General features: G+C 67.7%; 21 protein-coding genes. 7 read left to right on the plus strand and 14 right to left on the minus strand.

Translation table 11 applies throughout. The features are described from left to right. Positions 1–118: 118 nt before the first annotated feature. The gene (locus CR919_RS03980; protein WP_099818961.1) at positions 119–1480 is read right to left on the minus strand and encodes an Hsp70 family protein; all 1362 of its coding nucleotides are present in this window, start codon (positions 1478–1480) and stop codon (positions 119–121) included. Positions 1481–1659: 179 nt separating this feature from the next. Between CR919_RS03980 and CR919_RS03985 the strand changes: the two genes are divergently transcribed. After that, a complete protein-coding gene (locus CR919_RS03985) occupies positions 1660–1995 on the plus strand; it encodes a zinc ribbon domain-containing protein YjdM (RefSeq protein WP_099818962.1) in 336 nt (111 codons plus the stop codon). Between the two features lie 7 nt (positions 1996–2002). Here the strand turns inward: CR919_RS03985 and CR919_RS03990 are convergent, their stop codons facing one another. Continuing rightward, positions 2003–3160: a tetratricopeptide repeat protein gene (locus CR919_RS03990; protein WP_099819113.1), complete on the minus strand. Its 1158-nt coding sequence runs from the start codon at positions 3158–3160 to the stop codon at positions 2003–2005. Between the two features lie 228 nt (positions 3161–3388). On the opposite strand from CR919_RS03990, the gene CR919_RS03995 reads away from it, so the two are divergent. The 4 genes from CR919_RS03995 (at position 3389) to CR919_RS04010 (ending at position 6259) form a co-directional block, all read left to right on the plus strand. Then, positions 3389–3991 carry a hypothetical protein gene (locus CR919_RS03995; RefSeq protein ID WP_099818963.1) on the plus strand — a complete coding sequence of 201 codons (603 nt, stop codon included), beginning with the start codon at positions 3389–3391 and terminating at the stop codon, positions 3989–3991. 49 nt (positions 3992–4040) lie between these two features. After that, the gene (locus CR919_RS04000; RefSeq protein WP_236512968.1) at positions 4041–4220 is read left to right on the plus strand and encodes an oxidoreductase-like domain-containing protein; all 180 of its coding nucleotides are present in this window, start codon (positions 4041–4043) and stop codon (positions 4218–4220) included. Continuing rightward, positions 4217–4834 carry a DUF998 domain-containing protein gene (locus CR919_RS04005; protein ID WP_099818965.1) on the plus strand — a complete coding sequence of 206 codons (618 nt, stop codon included), beginning with the start codon at positions 4217–4219 and terminating at the stop codon, positions 4832–4834. Before CR919_RS04000 ends, CR919_RS04005 begins: the two co-directional genes overlap by 4 nt. 96 nt (positions 4835–4930) lie before the next feature. Further along, the gene (locus CR919_RS04010; protein ID WP_279324045.1) at positions 4931–6259 is read left to right on the plus strand and encodes an AcvB/VirJ family lysyl-phosphatidylglycerol hydrolase; all 1329 of its coding nucleotides are present in this window, start codon (positions 4931–4933) and stop codon (positions 6257–6259) included. Between the two features lie 126 nt (positions 6260–6385). On the opposite strand, the gene mprF is transcribed toward CR919_RS04010, so the two are convergent. Further along, positions 6386–8950, minus strand: a complete 2565-nt coding sequence (mprF, locus tag CR919_RS04015; RefSeq protein ID WP_099818967.1) for a bifunctional lysylphosphatidylglycerol flippase/synthetase MprF — start codon at positions 8948–8950, stop codon at positions 6386–6388. Between the two features lie 193 nt (positions 8951–9143). On the opposite strand from mprF, the gene CR919_RS04020 reads away from it, so the two are divergent. Continuing rightward, positions 9144–9491: a RidA family protein gene (locus tag CR919_RS04020; protein ID WP_025879081.1), complete on the plus strand. Its 348-nt coding sequence runs from the start codon at positions 9144–9146 to the stop codon at positions 9489–9491. A 52-nt stretch (positions 9492–9543) separates the two neighbouring features. On the opposite strand, the gene rnfB is transcribed toward CR919_RS04020, so the two are convergent. The 9 genes from rnfB to CR919_RS04065 all read right to left on the minus strand — a co-directional run bounded on the left by rnfB (position 9544) and on the right by CR919_RS04065 (position 18749). Further along, entirely contained in the window at positions 9544–9957 is a 414-nt protein-coding gene (gene rnfB, locus CR919_RS04025) for an Rnf electron transport complex subunit RnfB (RefSeq protein ID WP_099818968.1), read from the minus strand. Between the two features lie 24 nt (positions 9958–9981). Then, entirely contained in the window at positions 9982–10572 is a 591-nt protein-coding gene (locus CR919_RS04030) for an HAD family hydrolase (RefSeq protein ID WP_165787242.1), read from the minus strand. Positions 10573–10648: 76 nt separating this feature from the next. Then, on the minus strand, positions 10649–12727 hold the full coding sequence (gene metG / locus CR919_RS04035) for a methionine--tRNA ligase (RefSeq protein WP_099818970.1): 2079 nt from the start codon (positions 12725–12727) through the stop codon (positions 10649–10651). Positions 12728–12829: 102 nt separating this feature from the next. Further along, on the minus strand, positions 12830–13273 hold the full coding sequence (locus CR919_RS04040; protein WP_099818971.1) for a DUF2147 domain-containing protein: 444 nt from the start codon (positions 13271–13273) through the stop codon (positions 12830–12832). A 482-nt stretch (positions 13274–13755) separates the two neighbouring features. Then, a complete protein-coding gene (locus CR919_RS04045; RefSeq protein ID WP_099818972.1) occupies positions 13756–14160 on the minus strand; it encodes a VOC family protein in 405 nt (134 codons plus the stop codon). Further along, the gene (locus tag CR919_RS04050) at positions 14157–15227 is read right to left on the minus strand and encodes a serine hydrolase domain-containing protein (protein WP_099818973.1); all 1071 of its coding nucleotides are present in this window, start codon (positions 15225–15227) and stop codon (positions 14157–14159) included. Before CR919_RS04050 ends, CR919_RS04045 begins: the two co-directional genes overlap by 4 nt. Before the next feature lie 16 nt (positions 15228–15243). Beyond that, a complete protein-coding gene (locus tag CR919_RS04055) occupies positions 15244–17187 on the minus strand; it encodes a DUF885 family protein (RefSeq protein WP_099818974.1) in 1944 nt (647 codons plus the stop codon). A 96-nt stretch (positions 17188–17283) separates the two neighbouring features. Continuing rightward, positions 17284–18069, minus strand: a complete 786-nt coding sequence (locus CR919_RS04060; protein WP_025879090.1) for a queuosine precursor transporter — start codon at positions 18067–18069, stop codon at positions 17284–17286. Next, positions 18066–18749, minus strand: a complete 684-nt coding sequence (locus CR919_RS04065) for a DUF502 domain-containing protein (RefSeq protein WP_099818975.1) — start codon at positions 18747–18749, stop codon at positions 18066–18068. The genes CR919_RS04060 and CR919_RS04065 overlap by 4 nt, the downstream gene beginning before the upstream one ends. 84 nt (positions 18750–18833) lie before the next feature. Here CR919_RS04065 and CR919_RS04070 point away from each other — a divergent pair, with 84 nt between their 5' ends. After that, positions 18834–20105 carry a hypothetical protein gene (locus tag CR919_RS04070; RefSeq protein ID WP_243379916.1) on the plus strand — a complete coding sequence of 424 codons (1272 nt, stop codon included), beginning with the start codon at positions 18834–18836 and terminating at the stop codon, positions 20103–20105. 7 nt (positions 20106–20112) lie between these two features. On the opposite strand, the gene CR919_RS04075 is transcribed toward CR919_RS04070, so the two are convergent. Together CR919_RS04075 and CR919_RS04080 are read right to left on the minus strand one after the other, a co-directional pair. Then, positions 20113–20832 carry a hypothetical protein gene (locus CR919_RS04075; RefSeq protein WP_099818976.1) on the minus strand — a complete coding sequence of 240 codons (720 nt, stop codon included), beginning with the start codon at positions 20830–20832 and terminating at the stop codon, positions 20113–20115. A gap of 53 nt (positions 20833–20885) precedes the next feature. Further along, positions 20886–21338 (minus strand): DUF4442 domain-containing protein, encoded by a 453-nt coding sequence (locus tag CR919_RS04080; protein WP_032975063.1) that lies wholly within the window; start codon positions 21336–21338, stop codon positions 20886–20888. Positions 21339–21342 lie beyond the last annotated feature (4 nt).

Raw genomic sequence — 21342 nt, forward strand, 5'->3', positions numbered from 1 at the left:
GTCGCCAGACCCGCTGGGCGGGGCAGGCTGCACCATGGGTACACACACCGGCGAGGCCAGCGGAAGGTGCAGCGGTTTTCTAGCCGGCCAAGGGTAGCGCAGACCGCGTAACGTTTTGTTAATCCCGGCTGGCTGCCGCCAGCGCAAGGCCCTGGACGACTCCCAACGAGGGCTCGCCGTGGACCATGCGGGCGCCCGGGAAGGCCTCGGCAGCGGCCTGCCGCAGGTAGCCGGCGCGGGACATGCCGCCGGTCAGGAACACCGCGTCCGGGTCGCCGCCGATGTCATTGCGGACCTGCGCAAGCAGTTCGCGGATCTGGGTCAGGTAACCATGGGCGGCGGCGGCCAGACCGTCGGCGCTGTTGTCCACGTGCAGGTCGCGGGCGATGTAGTCCAGTGTGCTGCGATGCTCGCTGGCGCCGCTGAGGGCGATCTTGGCGCGCTCGACATCGCGGTACAGGCGGGCAGTGTTGCCGGTGTCCTGCAGTGCCTGCAGGCGCGCGCCCCACGGCGCATCCACGTTGTCGTAGTTGTGCTGGCGGAACTCGCGCTGGCGGGTCATGTCCTGCACGGTGGCCGCTTCCACGTAGTGGTGGGTGGGTACGCGGGTGATGCCACGGCCGAACAGCGGCATGTAACCGGACAGGCTCAGGGCCAGGTCGATATCGGTACCGCCGCGGGCTATACCCCAGGCGCGGTGGATGCGTGGCGCTTCGCTGCCGCCCACTTCGGCGTGCGCGATGTCGGTGGTGCCGCCGCCGATATCGACGATCACCGCCTGATGGCGATCGCTGCTTTCAGCGTGGTAATGCATCGCGGCGGCAGCGGGTTCTTCAAGGAAGTCGATCTGGTCGAAGCCGGCCTGGCTGGCCGCTTCGCGCAGGATGTCCAGGGCCTGGTCGTTGCCGGCCTCACCGATCGAGCTGCGGAACTGCACCGGGCGGCCGAGCAGGGCGCTGCGCAGCGGCTGGCCGAGCTGGGCGCTGGCAGTCAAGCGGATGTGTTCGAGGATGTGCGCGGCGATGCCGGTGATGGTCTGCCGCGCGCGCGGGTGCAGGTTGTAGCCGAGCATGGACTTCGGGCTCTGCACGAGGTTGCCCTCGTGCTCCTCGAAATACGCTTCCAGCGCGTCGTCGCCATAGACCGCGTTCTGCAGCAGGTCGCTGGCACTGCGTTCCTTTCCAGCGCGCGCCTCCATCCACTCCCGGCGCAGGGCGCGCAAGGCCTCGCGGCGCAGGGCCTGTGGCGTGCGTTCCTGGCCGGCGGCGCGGGCGGCACGGGCGGCGCTGTCGATCAGCTGCTGTAGTTCGTGTTCCTGCCCGGCGTCGAGCTGGAAATCGTCCGGGTCAGGCACCACGCCGGGGAAGTACACGCTGGTACGGAACTGTTCGGCCTCGCCGAAGCGGATCGGCAGCAGCGTCCCATCACGCACGATGGCGGCGGCGGAGTTGCTGGTACCGAAGTCGATGCCGAGGCGCATGGGGAGGTCCGGGGACGATCAGGGGCCGCGCACTCTGCTGGAGTTTGCCGCGCGCTGCAAGTTCCGCTGCCTGCCTTGTGCGGGGGCGGGCGGGGGCCCAGCCGGGACGCCGCCGGAAAATGAACGAAAAGGCCGGGCGGTTACAATGGCGGCTGTTGATTCATTTTGAGGTACTTGCGATGTCTTCTGTTCCCGCCTGCCCGCAGTGCACCCTGGAAAACACCTATGCCGATGGTGCGCTGTGGATCTGCGCCGACTGCGGCTTCGAGTGGACGGCCGAAGAGGGTGCTGGCTCGACCCTGGTCGTGCGTGACAGCAACGGCAATACCCTGCAGACCGGCGACACCGTCACCGTGATCAAGGACCTGAAGGTCAAGGGTTCCTCGATCCCGCTCAAGCAGGGCACCGTGATCCGCAACATCCGCCTGGTCGAAGACGATGCCGAACACATCGAAGGCAACTCGGACAAGATCAAGGGGCTGGTGCTGAAGACCTGCTTCCTCAAGAAGGCCTGATCGCGCCTCAGCGCTTGGCCTGCTGCGCCCGCCAGCGGGCCAGGCTGTCCAGCTTGGCCTGGTAGCGGGCCTGCTGGGTTGAACCGCCCAGTTCCTGCGCCCGCAGCAGTTCGCGGTCTGCACGCTGCAGCCGGCCGGTCAGGAAATACACCCGCGCCAGGCCGAAGTGGAACTGGTGCGCGGTGTCGTACAGGCGCACCGCGCGCCGGTAATAGGTGATCGCTTTGTCCAGGTCGCCAGCGCGTTCGGCCTGGGCACCCTGCATGTACTGTGCGAACGGATCCTCGCGTTGCACCGACTGCAGCTTCTTCTGCATGGCCTGCGCCTGCGCCGTCATGCCGAGCTTGCGATAGAGCGCACTGGCGTTGTTCAGCGCCGCGCTCTGGCGTCCGTCCAGGCGCAGGGCGGTGTCCAGCGCCGTGCGAGCTCCCTGGTCATCGCCCAGGCGGTTGTCGAGCACGCCGATGTTGTTCCACGTCGCGGCGAATGTGGGGTCCTGCGCCAGCGCCGCATCGAAGAAGGCACGCGCGCCGCTCAGGTCGCCATCGGCCAGATGTTCCGCGCCGCGGTTGTTGTAGTAGTGCGCCAATGCCCGCTCACGGCCGATGGGCTGCGGCCCATGGCGGTCGTACAGCACGTTGCGGTCCAGGTCGACGGTGCCGTAGCGGCCGCCGACATCCACGCCGGCGTTGACGTGCCCGACGTTGTAGACCACGCCCTGGTCCTGGTCCTGGTACCACGACACCACCTGGCCGACTTCCTGCACCCGCGCCTGGATGCCGGCCTCACGGGCGAGCGTGACGAACAGCAGGGTGAAGGCGAGGCAGTTGGCGCGCTGGTGCTGCCAGATCTCGCTGACGGTGTAGGTCGCATCGGCGTCGTACTGCAGGTCCAGGCCGTGCTGGCTGAAGATCATTTCCACCAGTGCCTGCAGGCGCTGGTCGCGCGAGTAGCTGCGGCTGATCACCTGCTTCTGCAGCATCTCGCGCATTGCCGGCGGGATCGCGAACACCTGTTCGGGCGTCGGCACGCTGGCGGCGGTGACCTTTACGGCAGAGATGGTCGGAATGGCGGGCGCGGGGGGCGGAGCATCCTGCGCAGACAGGGCTGGCGCGCCGAGCGCAGCCAGGGACAGGAGAAAGCATCGAGCGGCAAGACGGCGCATGACGGTTTCCGGCAGCGGCGGGCGCTCCCGCCTGCGGCCAGTGTAGACCTGCATGTGGCAGTCCGCATCCACTGGCGGTCGGCACGCCGCTCATCCACAGCCGGTGTGGACCAGCACGCGACAAACCTGTGGACAACTGTTGCCAGGCCTTGCCTGGCGCGGCGTGTGAAGTGCTGGTGAAAAAACAGCCAGCTTGCCCGGCGTTGCCAAGGGCGGGATCATCCACGCATGGACTTCGCCCCGCTGACTCTCGCTCCCGCGCATTGGCAGGCATTGCAGGATGCCTATGCGACGCCGCCGCGCGCCTACCACCACTTCGGCCACGTACGCGCGGTGCTGCAGCATTGCCAGGCGGTGGCCGAGGGGCCCGGCTGGCAGCAGCCGGCCGAGGTCTATCTGGCGGCGCTGTACCACGATGCGATCTACCAGGCCGGCCGCAAGGACAACGAGGCAAAGTCGGCCGCGCTGGCGCTGCGGGCCATCGCGGACTCACCGGAGCTGGCATCGGTGGACGCCGGCCGGGTCGAGCAGTTGATCCTGCTTACCGCCCGCCATGGCGAGCTGGGCCCGGCCGATGTCGATGCCGAAGCCGCGTTGTTCCTCGATTGCGACATGGCGATCCTGGCAGCGCCGGAAGCGGTGTTCTCCGCCTACGACCGTGGCGTGGCCGAAGAGTACAAGGGCGTGGTGCCGGGCTTCCTGTACCGCGCCGGACGCCGCCGCTTCCTGCAGGGGCTGCTGCGCGCGCCGCGGATCTTCCTCAGCGACTTTTTCGACCAGCGACTTGATGCTGCCGCGCGGGCCAACCTGCGCCGCCAACTGGGCGCCTGAGCGCGCCGCTACACTATCCACCTGCAATCGCGTGGTGCTGTTTCCAGCCGTGACCGTCTCCGATACCCCTGCCGATCCCCGTCCGCTGCCGCCGGAAGAACCCGGCCCCAACGAATGTTGCGGCAGTGGCTGTCCGCTGTGCGTGCTCGACCTGTACAGCGAGGAGCTGCAGCGTTACCGCAAGGCGCTGGCTGACTGGAAGGCACGGCACCCGGACGCCGACCCATGAGCCGTGCCCGTCCAGCCGCGATGCTGGCGCTGGTGGCACTGCTGTTGTTCGTGGCGACCGCGTTGTGGACGCAGTTCTCGCGCGCGGATCTGGATTGGGTGAAGGCCACCCTGAGCCTGTACCTGCATGGGCCGTGGGGCCTGGCGCTGCGCACGGCCTACTGCCTGCTGGCACTGGCCATCGCCGTGCTGGGCATCGCGTTGTACCGGTACAGCGTGGGGCCACGGCGCAGCGCAGCGGCACCGTTGCTGTTCTGCGTGGCTGCCGGCGGCCTGGCCACCGTTGCCATCGGTGACAGCTGGCTGCCCGAGGCAACACCGTTGCTGGCACCGCTGATCCACGGGCTGGCCGCCAATACCGCGTTTCTGTGCGCCAGCGTGGGCATGCTGCTGCAGGCCTGGTACCTGCGCCGCGAGCCGGGCTGGCAAGGCAATGCGGCGCTGCTGTGGGGCTGGGCATGGCTGGCCTTCGTGCTGCTGTGGATGCACGTGCTCTGGCGCGGGGGACCACCGCGTGGGCTGGGGCAGAAACTGGTGATCGCGGTGATCGTCGGCTGGCTGCTGTGGCTGGCGCTGGCGCTGTATCGCCGCGGGCGTGCCACCGGCATCCGCTGAATCGACCACCTGCTGCGTTGCAGGTCGCCTGTACCGGTACGTGCCGTGCACGCAGTGGCGGCGTATCGTGTGCGCATTCCAACGGGATGCGAAACGATGCGTGCAGGGCTGGGCAGGGCGATGGGACTGGTGTTGACGCTGGCGGCATTGCCAGCGATGGCGGCAGTGCAGCAGGTCAGCCACGGACGCTTCGATCAGGTGCCGGTGCATGTGCCGGCCGGGGCGCCACAACGGGTGGTGATCTGGTTCCATGATGGCGCCGATGCCGGCCATACGCCGATCGAAGCGCTGCGTGCCGATGGTGCGCTGGTCGCCTCGGTGGATGTGGCCCACCTGCGCGGCGTGCTCAAGCGCGAAGGCAACAGCAGTTGCGCGTTCGGGGCGGGCGATGTCGAGAATTTCTCGCGTTGGGTGCAGGCATTCCTGCATCTGCCGGGGTATCACCTGCCGTTGGTTGGCGGCAGCGGTGAAGGTGCTGAACTGGCCTATGCACTGGCAGCACAGGCCGACACCCAGGTCTTTGCCGGCCTGTTGACCTCGGGTTTCTGCCCGGCCCACACGCACGAGCGCATGGTCTGCGGCGATGGCGTGAAGCACGACCGCCTGCAGCCCAGTGAACTGAATTTCCCGTGGTTGAACGCGGCCGGTGCGCCGGGGTGTTCAACCAACAGCGCCGGCCCGTTCGTGCAGCAGGTTGCGATGGCCCGCGAATTCAAGCGCACCGCTGCCGGCGATGCGACACCGGGGCTGGTGGCAGCCGCCCGGGTAATCGGCGCGCAGGCCGGGGTCGCGCTGGCACCGCCGCCGGATGCCCTGAAGGGGCTGCCGGTAGTGGAAGTGCCGGCGCAGGGCAGCGGTGACACACTGGCGGTGTTCGTTTCCGGCGATGGCGGCTGGGCCGGCCTGGACAAGGACGTAGCGGGTGCCCTGGCCGAACATGGCGTGGCGGTGGTCGGCCTCGATTCGCTGCGTTACTTCTGGAGCGAACGCACGCCGCAGGGATTCGCTGTCGATCTGCAGAAGATCATCGGTCACTACCGCCAGCAATGGCAGCGCGACAAGGTGATGTTGATCGGTTTCTCGCAGGGCGCCGATGTGCTGCCGGCCACCATCAACCAGCTGGATGCAGGCACCCGCGCTGGTCTCGAGCGCATCGTGCTGCTGTCGGTGGGCAAGAACGCCGACTTTGAATTCCATGTCAGCAACTGGCTGGGCGGTGGTGGTGGCGGCCTGCCGATCGCGCCGGAAGTGGCCAAGCTGCCGGCGGACAGGACTCTGTGCGTGTACGGCGACAAGGACGAGGACGCGCTGTGCCCGGATCTGCCGAGCAACGATGGCGTGCACAAGGTCAAGCTGCCGGGTGACCATCACTTCGGCGGTGACTACGATCGCCTGGCCGAGGTGATCCTCAAGGGCGGCGCGTAAGCCGCTGGTAGACGCCGACCTTGGTCGGCGCTTGGGCTTGGAACTCCATGGCAGGAAGTGTATCGACCAAGGTCGACACCTACCGGGCGGCAGGTAGCGCCGGGCCATGCCCGGCGGATCGTGACCTCAATTCCGCCGCGGGTCCAGCGAGATCAGGCGCGTGGCATCCAGCAGTGCGGCCGGCAGGTGCATGCCGCCGGGCGCGGCCAGGTAGCGCGGTCGCCACTGCGGATCGAACTTCGACTTGAACCGGCGCAGGCCGCTGAAGCCATAGAAGCGTTCGCCATGCCGTGCGAGCAGGCCGGCCAGGCGGTTCCAGCGACCGGCCAGGCGGTGCTGGGCCAGGCCGGACAGCGGCGCCATGCCCAGCGAGAACCGCGCATACCCCTGCGCGCGCCCCCACAGGAACAGCTCGATGAACAGGAAATCCATCGTGCCCTTCGGCGCGTCGCTGACGTGGCGCATCAGGTCCACTGACAACTCAGCGCCCGCCGGTGCCTGCCACAGGTTGGCAAAGGCCACGATGCGGCCTTCGGCTTCGACCAGGGCGATCGGGAAACGCACCAGATAGTCCGGGTCGTAGCTGCCCAGCGAGAAGCCCTTCTCGTCGCCGGACTTGTCGTCCAGCCACGCGTTGGAAATGGCATGCAGGCGTGGCAGCAGGGCAGGGATCTCTTCCGCTGGTGCTACGCGGAAGGACAGCCCGCCGCGCTTGCCGCGGTTCCAGGCTTGCCGCAGGTCGGCACGCTCGCGGCCATCCAGGCCGAAGTCGTGCAGCGGCACCATGGCCTCTTCACCCAGCTTGACCAGGCCCAGCCCGAGATCGAGATAGGTCTGCCAATACGCTTCACCCACCTGGTAGAACACCGGGCGCAGGCCGAGCCGGTCGGCTTCCTCGCGGAAGCGCCAGATCAGTGCACGCGCCACCTCGGGCGGCCCGACCGGATCGCCCATCGCGATCAGCGAGCCGCCGTAGCGCTGCATCATCACAAAGCCCTTGTGTTCCGCATCGCGCAGCACCGCCTTGTCGGCGGTCAGCACCAGGCAGGCCTGGGTGTCGGTAGCGCCGGCGAGCACCGGTGCCAGTGCCTGCAGGGTTGCATCGTCGGCAGGCGGCAGCGGGCTGCGCGTGCTGTGCAGCAACCGCGCCAGCCCGAACATCACCAAAGCCATCGCCACCAGCAGCAGCGCACGCAGCGCGCGCGGTGCATTGCCGGACACCGCGAACTGCCACCACAGCTCGTTCTGGTATTCGACATGGCTGTAGGTGAAGAACAGCAGCCACGTCACTGCCACCAGCACCAGGCCGAGGTTGCGCAGCCAGGGCCACGACCAGGCTTCGTCCAGCAGCGCGCCCTGGCGATAGAACTCGCGTCGCGCCGCCCACAGCGCCATCGCCACCAGCAGCGCCGACAAGGCGATCAGTGGTTGGCCGCCGCGCAGCCAGATCGGCAGCGGCGCGATCACGCAGATCGCCATCGCCAGCATCCACGCCGCGTGGCTGCGGCGGGCCAGGCCCTGGCCGATCAGCAGCAGGGCGACGCCGCCGAGGCTGCCGATCAGGTGCGAGGTTTCCAGGATCGGCAGTGAGGCATTGATGAGGTGCCGCCGTGGCGTGGGCAGGGTACCGTCGATGACCAGCGCGGCGCCGACACTGAAGGCAGCCAGCGCGATGATCTGCGGCAACCACGGGCGCAACGCGTACCAGCCGGCGCGGGTTGCGCCTGCGCTGGCCTGCAGCGGTTGCCGCAGCGCCGGCGCCAGCGCCAGCACGGTGGCCAGCAGCAGCGGCAGCACGTAGTAGCTGACGCGGTAGATCAATGCCGCCGCCAGCACCGCAGCGGGCGCCACCTGCGGCAGCAGCTTCAGCAGGCTCCACTCGAACACACCCAGACCGGCCGGCACGGTGGAGACCAGGCCGGCCAGCACGGCCACCAGATACAGGCCGACGAAACCGGGCAGGCCGGTCGGCGTGGAATCCGGCAGCAGCACGTAGAACGCGGCGCTGGCCAGCACCAGCTCGACCACGCTGAGCACGGTGACACCCAGCATGGTGCGTCGGTCGGGCAGCCACAGGCCATGGCCGAAGATGCGGAACTGGCGACCGTCGCGGCCGACCAGGATGAAGGTGGCGGCAAAGGCGATCAGTGCAACGATGCCGACCACGCGCACCGCCGCGGGATCCAGCGGCAGTGCAAGCGCGGCAGCGGCCGGCTCCGTGCACAGCGCCACGCCGATCAGCAGCCACGCGCCGAAGATGAAGCCCAGCGTGCTCATCAGCACCACCTGGCCGATCTGCGCCAGATCCAGGCCGGCACTGCGGTAGCCACGCAGGCGCACGGCACCACCGGTGAGTGCGGCAAAGCCCACGGTCTGGCCCAGGGTGTGGGCCAGGAAGGCGGTGATGCCGATCCGCGCCGGGTGCACGCGGATGCCGCTGCGGCGCAGGCCGATTGCATCGAAGCCGATCAGGCACGCGTAGCTGGCCAGGCCGAGCAGCACGGTCAGTGCGATCTGGGCACCGCTGAGCTGACGGAAGGCCTGGCGGATCGCGCGATAGCCGTGCTCATCGAATTCACCGGCCAGCCCGTGCAGGGCCAGCGCCAGGATCAACAATGGAACGACGATGGTGACGACCCGCTTCCAGGTCGGGGCAGAGGCGGCAGGGACGGAATCGGTAGGGGCGGTCATCGGCGCAAGGGTGCGGCAGCAAGGGCGAGGGCGGTGTCAACGCAGGGCGTCGCGCATCGTGCGCCTGCCAGCGCGCTTTGACCAGCGCCACGGCTGTGCCGCCGCTGGCGGTGTTCAGTGGCCGCACAGGGCACACACTTCCAACGCCGGCTGGGTGAGAATGCAGTTCAGACCACCCGCAGGAGCCACGCCCATGATGGAGCGTTACGACGTCGGACCGCGCATGTCCGAGATGACCGTGTACAACAAGGTCGCCTACCTTTCCGGCCAGATTCCGGAAGACACCAGCCAGGACATCACCGGGCAGACCCGTCAGGTGCTGGCCGAGATCGACAAGCTGCTGGCGCTGGTCGCCAGTGACCGCCAGCACGTGCTGCGTGCGGAGATCTTCCTGGCCGACATGGCTGATTTCGAGGGCATGAACAAGGCGTGGGACGAGTGGGTGGTAGAGGGCGCGACCCCGGCCCGCGCCACCGTCGAAGCCAAGCTCGCGCACGCCGAATGGAAGGTCGAGATCATCGTTACGGCGGCCGTGCCGTAATCACCGGACAGGGGTCAGATCCCTTTTCCGGAGGAAAAGGGATCTGACCCCGTTACAGTTTCACCAGCTCGATGCAATCCACCGGACACGGCGGAATACACAACTCGCACCCCGTGCACAGATCGGCGATCACCGTGTGCATGTACTTGGCGCCGCCGACGATCGCATCCACCGGACACGCCTGTATGCACTTCGTGCAGCCGATGCAGTCAGCCTCCACGATCAACGCCACCTGCGGCGCCTTGTGCTCGCCCCGCGATCGATCGAACGGCAGCGCCGGCACACCCAGCACCTGCGCCAACGCACGCGCACCGGCATCGCCACCCGGCGGACAACGATCCACGCCCACCTCGCCACGCGCCATCGCCTGCGCGTACGGGCGGCAGCCGTCGTAGCCGCATTGCCCACATTGGGTCTGCGGCAGCAAGCGGTCCAGGCGTTCGGTCAGGGGCGGAATCAGGCTCATGCGTGGCGAAGGCTGCGCGTGTGGTTACTTCAGGGGTTTGCCGCGGTACCAGCGCTCGTGCGCCAGCGCCAGCATCGGACGATCCTCGGCGCTGTCACCGTAGGCATGGATGCGTGTGTAGCGTGACAGATCGAACTGGCGACGGATGTGCTCGACCTTGCGCGGGCCACAATCGCCGCCGGCGTAGCGGCCGGTCAGGCGTCCGCTTTCGCTTTCCAGTCGATTGCAGATCAGCTGCAGGCCCAGTTGTTCGCACCACGGCCGCAGGTACAGATCCAGTGAACCGGATACCACCACCACGGTGTGCTGCTGCGCCTTGTGCCAGCGGATCTGCTCCAGCATTTCCGGACGCACGACATCGGGCAGGAACTCGCGGGAAAAGCCCGCCGCCAGCGTCTCGATGTCATCGGCGTGGCGCTCGCTGAAGGTCAACCGGGTCACCCGTGCACGGATGCGCTCGGCAGAGATCAGCTTCAGCTTGTACGCCAGCAGCCATGGGCCGACTTTCCACCAGGCCTGTGCCAGCTGTTCGGCGGTGGCGACCCGGCGCAGGAAGCGGCCATAGGTGTCGCAGGTGGTAACGGTGTGGTCGAAGTCGAACAGCGCCAGTTCCAACGCAGCATCTCCCATCACGGTACCTCCCTTCGCGGTGCTCAAGGCTGGGCGCGGCCGGGGCCGCGCCCGTGTTGCATCAACGCACCGGCATGCCCGGCTGCGCGCCGCTGTCGGCGTCCAGCAGGGCCAGCGCGCCGCCATCGAAACCGGCCGACAGGATCATGCCTTCGCTCAGGCCGAAGCGCATCTTGCGCGGGGCCAGGTTGGCGATGAACACCACGCTGCGGCCGACCAGCGCTTCCGGCTCGCCGTAGCTGGCGCGGATGCCGGAGAAGATCTGGCGCTTGCCGAGTTCGCCCGCATCCAGTTCGAAACGCAGCAGCTTGTCCGAACCTTCCACGAACTCGCACACCAGCACCTTGCCGATGCGCAGGTCGAGCTTGGCGAAGTCGTCGATGCCGATGTAGGCCGGCGCGTCAGCGCTGTTTGCTTCGTCCTTGACCACTACCGGTGCGGCAGGCTTTGCGGCTTCCACCTTCGCTGCGGGGGCTGCAGCGGCAGCGGTCAGGGTGTCCTTGGAGGCGTCGATCATGGCGTCAATCTTCTTCGGGTCGATACGGGTGAACAGCGGGGTGTATTCGGTGATGCGGTGGCCCAGCAGCGGCTGCGCCAGCTCGGTCCAGTCATTCACCGGCGCAGCCAGGAAGGCCTCGGCCTGCGCGGCGGTGGCCGGCAGCACCGGCTTCAAGGCGGTGACCAGCACGCGGAACAGGTTCAGGCCCTGGCTGCAGACCGCCTGCAGCTGCGCGTCGGCGCCTTCCTGCTTGGCGATCACCCACGGCTTGACGTCGTCGATGTAGCGGTTGGCTTCATCGGCCAGGGTCATGGTCAGGCGGATCGCCGCGGCCGGGTCGTTGCGCTCGTACGCCTCACGGATCGGCGCCAAACCATCGACGAAGCGCTGGTACTGCGCCGCGTCGGGCAGCTGCGCGGCCAACTGGCCATCGAAGCGCTTGCTGATGAAACCGGCGCAGCGGCTGGCGAGGTTGACGAACTTGCCGACCAGGTCGGCGTTGACGCGGGCGATGAAGTCGCCCAGGTTCAGGTCGAGGTCGTCGACGCCGCCACCGGACTTGGCGGCGAAGTAGTAACGCAGCGCTTCCGGTTCCAGGCCGGCATCCAGGAACGTACGCGCCATCACGAAGGTGCCGCGCGACTTGCTCATCTTCGCGCCATCGACGGTCAGGTAGCCGTTGACGTGCAGGCGCGTCGGCGCGCGGTGGCCGGTGCCGTGCAGCACCGCCGGCCAGAACAGGCCGTGGAAATTGACGATGTCCTTGCCAAGGAAATGATGCAGCTCGGTGCTGGTGCCGGCGCGCAGGTGCGCTTCGAAATCCTCGCCGATCTTGCCGCACAACGTCTGGAAGCTGGACAGGTAGCCGATCGGCGCGTCCAGCCAGACGTAGAAGTACTTGCCCGGCTGGCCGGGGATCTCGAAACCGAAGTACGGCGCATCGCGCGAGATGTCCCACGCGCGCAGGCCACCTTCGGCGTTGAGCCATTCGCCGAGCTTGGCCTTCACGCCGGGCAGGGCGACATCGCCGGCCAGCCAGTCGCGCAGGAAACCGTCGAAGTGGCCGACCTCGAAGAAGAAGTGCTCGGAATCGCGCATTTCCGGGGTGGCCCCGGAGATCACCGAGCGCGGTTCCTTCAGGTCGGTCGGCGCATAGGTGGCGCCGCAGACTTCGCAGTTGTCGCCGTACTGGTCGGCGCTGCCGCAGTTCGGGCAGATGCCCTTGACGTAGCGGTCGGGCAGGAACATGCCCTTGGCCGGGTCGTAGAACTGCGCCACGGAACGACGGCTGATGTGGCCAGCGGCTTCCAGCTTCAGGTAGAACGCCTCGGTCAGTGCCTTGTTGGCCGCCGAATTGGTCGAGTCGTAGTGGTCGAAGGCGACGCCAAATGCGGCGAAATCGCGTTCGTGACTGGCCTGGATGTTGGCGATGAAGGTTTCCGGGGTGACCCCGGCCTTCTCCGCAGCCAGCATGATCGGCGTGCCGTGGGTGTCGTCGGCGCACACGAACCAGGCCTTGCCGCCGCTCATTCGACGCGCACGCACCCAGATGTCAGCCTGGATGTAGCCGACCAGGTGGCCCAGGTGCAGCGGGCCGTTGGCGTAGGGCAGGGCGGTGGTGACGAGCGCGGTACGGGTCATGGTCACGGGGTGCAGCCAGGGGGAACCGAGGATTATCGCATGCCCGCAACGAGGTGACCCGGCCTGGGCCGGGTCACGGGAGCAAGGCGGGGGCCGGGGCGCTTATTCGCGCTGCCAGGTCTGCGCGCGGCAGATGAAGGCGATGCAGCCGGACACGTCCAGCTTGGTGCCGCCGGGCTGCAGTTCCATCTTCGATCGGTAGGTCTTGCCGTTGGCCGGGTCGAGGATGGTGCCGCCGGACCACTTGTTGGCGCCGTCGGCCTTCAGATTCCAGAGGATGGTCATTCCCTTCACCGGCTTGTTCTTGTTGGCGCCCTCACAACCATCGCAGACCGGGTTCGGGCCCTTGTCCGAATGCAGGATCTCGACCACCCGGCCGGTCAGCGTGCCGTTGGCGGCCTGGCTGATCTCGACGATCGACTTCACCTTGCCGGTCTTGTCGTCGATGGTCTTCCAGCGGCCGGCGGCACTGTCGGCGGCCTGCGCGGAGAGCGCGGCCAGGCACAGCGGCAGCGCCAGCAGCAGGGTCTTGAAGGTCTTGCGCATGGTCCCCTCCCAGGGTTCATTCCGGCACGATGCCGGTACGGGTCGACTGTATACCCATTCGGCGGGGTATGGGGAAGAGGGGCTCGGCCGGGCGGCGCCCGGCACCCGCAGAGGCAACGGCCGGAGCAACGGCAAAAGCTGGCGTTCCGTGGGATGGCAGGGTGGGTCCGGTTGCGGGGGACGCTGCCAGTCCCCCTCCGGGGCCCGGCCCAGCCGCTGGCGGCTGTGCGTTCGGGCGCTTGCGAAGCAGTGTTTCGCAAGCAAAGCGCCCTCACCCCTGTAAGCTCGGTCGCCGCATCCATGCGGCTCACGCCCCCGCAACCGGACCCACCCCGCCTTCGACAGAGTCCTGCGATCTGTCGGAATGGCATGGCCTGCTCTCGGTAGGTGTCGACCTTGGTCGACACATGTGGAGGCGATGGGGTCGAGGCGATGGGGTCAGATCCCTTTTACCTTGGAAAAGGGATCTGACCCCGGGGGCCTCAACCGACTTCGTACAGCTCCAGCGGCAGGTCGTCGGGGTCGGCGAAGAAGGTGAAGCGGCGGCCGGTGTATTCGTCCACGCGGATCGGTTCGCAGGCTACGCCGTGGCTGGCCAGGCGTTCGATGAACGGTTCGAGGGCGGCTACCCGGAACGCGAGGTGGCGCAGGCCCTGGGCTTCGGGGCGGCTGGGCCGTGCGGGCGGCGAGGGGAAGGAGAACAGTTCCAGCTGGCCGCCATCGGGCAGGGCCAGGTCCAGCTTCCACGAGTCGCGTGCGGCGCGGTGGTTCTCGGCCATTATGCGCAGGCCCAGCACGCGCACGTAGAAGTCTTTCGAACGGGCGTAGTCGCTGCAGATCAGTGCGGCATGGTGGATGCCCAGCAGGCCGGTGGTAGCGGTGGTCATTGCAGGGTGTCCAGCCAGCGCTGGGCGATCTTCAGCGCCAGCGGATAGGGTTCGGGGGCGTTGCAGTTGCTCAGCACGATCACGGTCAGGTGTTTGTCCGGGTAGCGCAGGATCACGTTGCGGAAGCCGATGCTCTCGCCGCTGTGCCAGTGCATGCGGCCGTTCAAGCGCCAGCCGAAACCGTAGTGCGGTACGTCCGCTTCGGTGGTGGCGGTGGCCGGGCTGAACATCGCTTTGCGCGATGCGGCTGACAGCAGGCGGTCGTCGTACAGGGCCGCATCCCAGCGCGCGAGGTCGTCCAGCGAAGCGTAGATGCCGCCGTCGCCGAGCACGGCGCTGGTCGTGCTCTGGTCGGTACGTTGCCAGCGGCCCTCAACCTCGCTGTAACCATAGGCACGCTGCGCCACCACGTCGACACCGTCCTGGTGGGCGACGGTGTGTGCCATGCCCAGCGGCCGGAAAATGCGCTGCTGCAGGAAGCTGGCAAAGTCGCTGCCGGCGGCGCGGCCGACGATCAGCGCCAGCAATGCGTAGCCGCTGTTGCTGTAGCGATACTGCGTACCGGGTGCGAAGGCGAGCCGATCTTCGCGGGCGAGCAGCGCCAGCACATCAGCGTCGTGCACCTGCCGGGTGTCGGCAGGGTCCATCAGGTCTTCGTAGTCCAGCAGGCCGCTGGTGTGCGACAGCAACTGCCTCAAGGTGATGGCGGCAGCGGCGGGCGGCAGTTCCGGCAGCCAGCGCCGCGCCGGCTGGTCCAGCGCAAGGCGACCATCCTCGACCAGCAACAGCACGGCGGCGGCAGTGAACTGCTTGCTGACCGAGGCCAGGCGGAAGTTGCTGGCCGGCGTCACGGCGCTGCCATCTTCGACCACGGCCAGCCCGTAGCCGCGGCGGAATACCGGCTGCCCATCGTGCAGCACCAGCACGGCCGCGCCCGGCACCTGGCCGTCATAGGCCTGCATCAGTCCATCGATGCCTGCATCCGGCGGCACCACCGGTGCCGCCGCCAGCGTGATCGACGGCAGCAGGGCGAGAACGGTGGCACACAGCAGGGCGGCAGGGCGCATGGCAGCTCCGTGATGGTCAGGGCGCCGGTGCAGGCGTTGCAGCGGCCGGCTGGGCCAGCCAGCGTTCGATCTTGTGGTCCAGCACATCCAATGGCATCGAACCGTCCTTCAGCACTTCGGCATGGAAGCGGCGCAGGTCGAACGCTGCCCCCTGGCGTGCCTTGGCCTTGTCGCGCAGCGCGATGATCGTGGTCAGGCCCGCCACGTTGGACAGTGCCTGGCCCGGCTGGGCCATGATCCGCTCCACTTCCGCATTGGCATCGTCAGCGCTCATGTCGACGGTCTTCTGCAGATAGGTCACGGCCTGCTGCTTGCTCCAGCCCTGCGCATGCACGCCGGTGTCGGCGACCACGCGCGCGGCACGCAACAGGCGCGAATACAGATAGCCGATGCGGTCGTACGGATCGGTGTACACACCGAGGTCTTCGCCGAGGGTTTCCGCATACAGGCCCCAGCCTTCGACGAAGGCGAGGTCACCGCCGAGGCGGCGGAAGCGCGGCAGCTTGGTCAGTTCCTGCTGCAGGCCCAGCTGCACATGGTGGCCGGGAATGGCTTCGTGCAGGTACTGCACCGGCACGTTCCAGCGCTTGCGGCTGGGCAGGTCGCGGGTGTTGACGAACAGCACGCCGGGCTGCCCCGGGGGCGACGGCTGGTAGGAGGCGGCGGCGGCGGTCATGGCACGCTCCGGTTCCACTGCATGGATCTGCAGCGGCGCCTTCGGCAGGGTGTCCAGCACCTGCGGCAGGCGTGCATCAACCTGCTGCTGCACCTGCCGGTAACGGTTGAGCAACGCGTTGGCATCGCTGTACTGGAACTGGCGGTCGTTGCGCATGCTGCGCAGCAGCTTGGCCTGCGAGCTGCGCAGCTTGCCATCGCGCATCACCGTGGTGATCTGTGCCTGCAGCTCCTGCACACGCTGCTCGCCCAGCGCATGCAGCTGCGCGGCGGTCTGCTGGCTGGCAGTGGTCTGCACGATCAGGTTGGCGTACCAGGCCTGGCCGTCGGGCAGGGCACCCAGGCCGCTGCTGCTGCGCGTGGCAGGCAGGTATTCGGTGGCGATGAAGCCACGCAGGGCGCGGTAGGCCGGCATGATGCGCAGTTCGATCATGCGCTTGTACTCGGCGCTGATGCGCGCCTTGTCTTCGGCGGAGATGGACTCCGGCATGGTCCGGATCGGCGACCAGAAGATGCTCTCTTCGGCGGTCGGCTTGATCACCGCGTCCAGCTGCGGGAGTACTTTTTCCATCAGGTCGCGCGGCTGCACCACGCCGGCCTTCATGCCCTGGCGCATGTTGGCGATGGCCTGGTCGAACAGATCGGGAATGCCCAGCGAGCGTCGCGACCAGGTGTCGTAGTCCTTGGCCGTGTTGAACGGCTGCGCGCCGGCACCGGCGCCGAGGATGGCCATGATGCTGCCGACGTTGTAGTACTGGCTGATCGGCATCATCCAGCTCGGATAGCGTTCGGCGGCCAGCGAGGCACGGGCATCACGCACGAAGATCTCGTAGCTGAGCAGGTCCTGTCCCTGCAGGCCATCGCTGCCGATCTTCTCGACCTTGCCCAGCCATTCGGTGGTGAAGTCGTGCGATTGTTGGCGCCAGGCGGCGGACAGGATGTTGGGCAACTGGTCGTTGTAGCGCGGCTCGCCCTGGAAGGTCGCCTGCAGCGGGTTCAACCGCATGGAGGCATCCCAGTATTCGTCGTACAAGCGCTCCAGCTGCACCTGCTTGGGCACTGCGCGGGCTGGGGCGACCGGACGCGGCGCGGCGCGGCGCGCCGAACTGCCGCGGGCCGGCGGGGTGGCACGTGTGCCGGCGCGCGCCTTCGGCTTGGCCGCCTGGCGGGTCTGCGCGGCGGCGGGGCGGCTGCCCTTCTTCTTCGCTGCTTCGGCCGGCGGAACGGCGCTGAACAGGAACAACGCGGCGATGGCGGCGGCCAGGACGCGGGGGGAATACGGCATCAAGAAGCTTCCGTGGAACACAGACCGTGGAGCTTGCACGATCCGCGCGCGTACGGCCAGCGTGAGGGCGCAGTCAGCTTGCGCGCCGCTGGGGCTTCAGTCAGCCGCGGCTGCGGCGCGCAGGTCGGCGGCGCGGTGCTCGCCCAGATAGCGGGTGATTGCACGCCGCATCAGGTACAGCAACGGAATCAGGGCGATCGCGAAGCCCATCTTGTAGACGTAGTTGACGCTGCTCACCGCCAGGAACAGCGATGTCGGCCAGTGCTGCGGGCCGAGCACGAAGGCGATCCAGATCACCACGAAGCTGTCCACCAGCTGCGAGACCGCGGTGGAACCCGTGGCACGCAGCCATACATGGCGCTCGCCGGTGGCCTGGCGGATGCGATGGAACACCGCCACGTCGATCAACTGGCCGAACAGGAACGCCACCAACGAACCGGCGATGGTCCACATGCCCTGTCCGAACACCGCCGCGAACGCGGCCTGGTAATCGGGCACGCCATGGGCATCCATCGAGGTCACCCACCAGCTGGCCGGCGCCAGCGAGATCGCAGCGAAGGCGAACAGGAAACCGTAGGCGATCAGCACCACCGCCAGCCACGAGATGAAACGTACCCCGCGCTTGCCGAAGAATTCGTTGATGGTGTCGGTCATGATGAACACCACCGGCCACAGCAGGGTGCCGGCGGTGAAGCTCAACGAGCCGGTCTGGCCGAACAGGTTCCAGTTCAGCGGATCGATGCCGAGCGTGTCTTCCAGGGCGAAGATCTTCACCCCGATCAGTTCGGCCAGTACCGCGTTGCCACAGAAGAACGCGGCCAGCACGATGAACAGCAGGACCGCGCGGTCCTGCAGCGGGCGCGCGTGCGACGCCTCGCTCATTCGGAACGATCGCCAGCGCGGGTGAACGGAACGCTGGAGGGCGCCACTGCACCGCCGGAAATGATGAAGCTCATCGCCTGGTCCACCGTCCAGTCGGTCGGGGTGAGCAGCTCGACGGGCACGATCTCCAGATAGCCCGAGGTCGGGTTCGGCGTGGTCGGCACGTAGACGGCTGCCAGTTCGCGGTCGGTGCCCTGTTCCTTGATGACCCGGGTGACCAGGCCGACCGATTTCATGTCGCGGTGCGGGAAGTCGATCAGCACCACGCGCTGGGTGCTGCCCGGCTCGGTCTGCAGCATGTCCAGCAGCTTCTTGGCGCTGTCATAGATGATGCTGGCCAGCGGAATGCGCTTGATGATCGCGCCGACCCAGCGCAGCAGGCGCTGGCCGACCACGCGGCGGCTGGCTACGCCCACCGCCAGGATCACCAGCAGGGTGGCCAGCAGGGCGATGGTGTTCTGGATCCATTCGGCGCGGACCCAGCCGAGGTAATGCGGGAAACTGGTCGCGATCTGTTCGGACAGCGGTACCACCAGTGGGCTGGAAATGCCCGACAGCAGCACGAACACGAATTTGACCACCACCCAGGTCAGCCAGATCGGCAACAGGGTCAGCAGGCCGGTCAGGAACAGGCGCTGCAGGGAGGGGCGGGGAACCAGGGCGGGGGCATCGAGCGACATGCGCGCATTGTAGCGGTCGCGGCCGCTCGTTTACGCTGCCCGTTGGCGGCGCTGGCCATGCAGGGAAAGGATGCTGTGTTGAAGATGCTGCGGTGGTTGGGCTGGGCAATGCTGGCCCTGGTGGTGATGGCCGTCGCGGCATGGCTGCTGTCGAGGTTCTGGCCGTTGTCGGCCGCGCAGCGGGAAGACAGGCGTCTGCTTGAGGCCGTGCGACCCAATGAAGGTCGCAACGGCTTCGCCCTGCTGTGGACGCTGCCCTTCGATGGGCTGGACCCGGCCCAGCGTGAGGCGGCATTGGCCGACGATGTGCAGCGCTGGCAGACGACGCCCTCGCAGGCGTCGCATGCCTCGGTGCTGGCCGCCAGGCACGCACCGTTGAAGCTGGATGGGGCAGGTCGTTGTGCCGTCGGGCCCGTCGGCTGCCTGGCACAGGTGCGCGCTGATCCGCAGCGTTTCGCTGACGCTCACGCCGGGCATGCCGGCCTGCACCAGCGACTGGCCCGGTTGGCAGACTTCGATCGTTTCGATTCCCCGTTCCAGCCCAGCGGAATCGAACTCATGCCACTGCCGGCGTACACGCCGCTGTTGGATGGCGCCAGTGCGCAGGCACTGGCCTATCTGCAGGGTGATGTTGCCGGTGCCGTCGAGGGTAGCTGCAGCGCGGTTCGGTTCGGGCGGCGGATGATGCGCACCGGCAGCACGCTGATGGACAGCATGATGGGCGCTGTTGTGGTGAGGACCCATGCCGGGTTGCTGGGCGACATGCTGGTCGAGCAATCACCGGATTACGTCCTGCCCGCCTCCTGCGAGGTGGCGCTGCAGCCGCTGGACGCCGACGAGCAGAGCCTGTGCCAAGCGATGCAGGGCGAATTCGCGATGAACAAGGCTGCCATCGAGGCGTCCACGCAGACGGCAGGCAGCCGCCTGCTGCTGGATCGCGACCACACCCTGGCCCGGATCGCCAGCAATTTCGGTTGGGCATGCCGGCCTGGTGCGGCCACGGCGCTGGCAGCCGATGTCCCGCTCCTAGCCCCGCCATCGCCCCGATGGGACGTGGGCTGCGTGGCCAATCCGCTGGGATGCACAGTGAGCGCCATCGCCGGGCCGTCCTACGCACAGTACGCGGCGCGCAGCCAGGACGCAGCGGCGATGATCCGCCTGCTCGGCGCACAGCGCTGGCTGCGGCAGCAGCCCGGGCCCGCCGACAAGGCGCTGGCGCGGTTGCCGGCGCAGTGGCGTTCGGACGCCCGCATGCCACAACTGTCTGCAGACGGCCGCCACCTGCAGGTACTGCGGCGTGGACCGGCACGCGAAGGCGAGGGTCCGTATCTGTCGATGCCGTTGCAGGCTGACTGACCCGGGCTCAGCCGCCGTCGCCGAGCGGATTGAACGCCCAGCCATCGCCGACGCTGTCCAGTGTCCAGCGCCTGCGGTCACCCAGGGTCTGCCAGCGCACCTGTTCCTTGTCGTCCTGCATGCTGCCTTCGGTCAGCTTCACCTTGTCGGTGGAGTAGTTCACGCTGAGGCCTTCGGTCTGCCCGGAATTGCGCATCATCGAGTCGCGGTCGTAGCCGATCAGCGCGAAGGCGCCTTCCTGCCAGCGGAACGTGAACGTGGTGGTGCTCGTCGACCAGCTGCCCGCGCTGGAGAACGAGTACAGCCCCACCCGCAGCGCGCCGCGCTGGATCGACACGCCGGTGCCTTCGGCCAGCGCATCGCTGAGCACCGGCGAGTCCGGTCGAGGAATGAGGGTGTGGTTCTGCGCGGCCAGCAGGTAACCGGAGGGGCGCGCAAAAGCGATGGCGAGGATGCGCGGGTTGCTGTCATACGGCGACGGCCCGAACCCATCGTGCTCGATGATGTTGCGCTGGTCCTGCTGGCGCAGCACCAGCGCAAGGTCGGCGCGCCCGTCCTGGTCGAGGTCGCCTTCGATCCTGTATTCCAGCGCCCAGCCGGCAGGTACAAAACCCTCGGCCGTAGCGGCGTGCGCCGGCAGGGAGGGATAGCGCACTGGCGGCACGTCCAGTGCGGTGGCGGCGAAGGGCAGGGCGGCCAGTGCCGCAGCAAACAACGAAAGGCGCATTGCAGCCTCCATGGCAGGGCTGCAGAGGATAGCGGGGCGTCGGCCGACCCGCTTTACCGTGCGTGTGGCTTCAGGCGCACATAGACCTGCTTGCGTACCTGCGCGACGACCTCGCCAGCTTCGTCGACCACGTCGTTGCTGAACCAGCGCAGCACTTTTTCGCCGCCGGCCGCCGCCGTACGCAGTTCATCCAGCAGGGCGTCATCGATGCGGAACGAGGTGCGCACCGTTCCGCGGCCGGGCTTGAGGAAATCGATCGCACCGGCGCGATCCCAGACGTAATAGTCACGGCCGAGGGTGTGCATCAGGCCCAGCATCCAGAACGGATCGGTCATCGCGAACAGGCTGCCGCCGAAGTGGGTGCCGACGTAGTTGCGGTTCCAGGGACGCAGGCGCAGTTCCACGTCGATCTGCCGGTAGTCCGGGGTGATCCGGGTGACATGGATGCCGGTGAACAGGAACGGTGGCCACAGATTGATGCCGAAGCGGAACGTGCTGGCTTTCATGCGG

Origin of the sequence: Stenotrophomonas sp. LMG 10879 (genome assembly GCF_002750935.1) — a bacterium.
Classification (GTDB): Bacteria; Pseudomonadota; Gammaproteobacteria; order Xanthomonadales; family Xanthomonadaceae; genus Stenotrophomonas; species Stenotrophomonas lactitubi_B.

Excerpts from the sequence above, each read along its gene's own strand:
- CR919_RS03985 (WP_099818962.1), top strand. The coding sequence starts at position 1,660 with ATGTCTTCTGTTCCCGCCTGCCCGCAGTGCACCCTGGAAAACACCTAT.
- CR919_RS04075 (WP_099818976.1), bottom strand. The coding sequence starts at position 20,832 with ATGCGCCTTTCGTTGTTTGCTGCGGCACTGGCCGCCCTGCCCTTCGCC.
- metG (WP_099818970.1), bottom strand. The coding sequence starts at position 12,727 with ATGACCCGTACCGCGCTCGTCACCACCGCCCTGCCCTACGCCAACGGC.
- CR919_RS04060 (WP_025879090.1), bottom strand. The coding sequence starts at position 18,069 with ATGAGCGAGGCGTCGCACGCGCGCCCGCTGCAGGACCGCGCGGTCCTG.
- CR919_RS04045 (WP_099818972.1), bottom strand. The coding sequence starts at position 14,160 with ATGACCACCGCTACCACCGGCCTGCTGGGCATCCACCATGCCGCACTG.
- CR919_RS04080 (WP_032975063.1), bottom strand. The coding sequence starts at position 21,338 with ATGAAAGCCAGCACGTTCCGCTTCGGCATCAATCTGTGGCCACCGTTC.
- CR919_RS04040 (WP_099818971.1), bottom strand. The coding sequence starts at position 13,273 with ATGCGCAAGACCTTCAAGACCCTGCTGCTGGCGCTGCCGCTGTGCCTG.
- CR919_RS04070 (WP_243379916.1), top strand. The coding sequence starts at position 18,834 with ATGCTGCGGTGGTTGGGCTGGGCAATGCTGGCCCTGGTGGTGATGGCC.
- rnfB (WP_099818968.1), bottom strand. The coding sequence starts at position 9,957 with ATGAGCCTGATTCCGCCCCTGACCGAACGCCTGGACCGCTTGCTGCCG.
- CR919_RS03980 (WP_099818961.1), bottom strand. The coding sequence starts at position 1,480 with ATGCGCCTCGGCATCGACTTCGGTACCAGCAACTCCGCCGCCGCCATC.
- CR919_RS03990 (WP_099819113.1), bottom strand. The coding sequence starts at position 3,160 with ATGCGCCGTCTTGCCGCTCGATGCTTTCTCCTGTCCCTGGCTGCGCTC.
- CR919_RS04010 (WP_279324045.1), top strand. The coding sequence starts at position 4,931 with ATGCGTGCAGGGCTGGGCAGGGCGATGGGACTGGTGTTGACGCTGGCG.
- CR919_RS04005 (WP_099818965.1), top strand. The coding sequence starts at position 4,217 with ATGAGCCGTGCCCGTCCAGCCGCGATGCTGGCGCTGGTGGCACTGCTG.
- CR919_RS04020 (WP_025879081.1), top strand. The coding sequence starts at position 9,144 with ATGATGGAGCGTTACGACGTCGGACCGCGCATGTCCGAGATGACCGTG.
- CR919_RS04055 (WP_099818974.1), bottom strand. The coding sequence starts at position 17,187 with ATGCCGTATTCCCCCCGCGTCCTGGCCGCCGCCATCGCCGCGTTGTTC.
- CR919_RS04050 (WP_099818973.1), bottom strand. The coding sequence starts at position 15,227 with ATGCGCCCTGCCGCCCTGCTGTGTGCCACCGTTCTCGCCCTGCTGCCG.
- mprF (WP_099818967.1), bottom strand. The coding sequence starts at position 8,950 with ATGACCGCCCCTACCGATTCCGTCCCTGCCGCCTCTGCCCCGACCTGG.
- CR919_RS03995 (WP_099818963.1), top strand. The coding sequence starts at position 3,389 with ATGGACTTCGCCCCGCTGACTCTCGCTCCCGCGCATTGGCAGGCATTG.
- CR919_RS04065 (WP_099818975.1), bottom strand. The coding sequence starts at position 18,749 with ATGTCGCTCGATGCCCCCGCCCTGGTTCCCCGCCCCTCCCTGCAGCGC.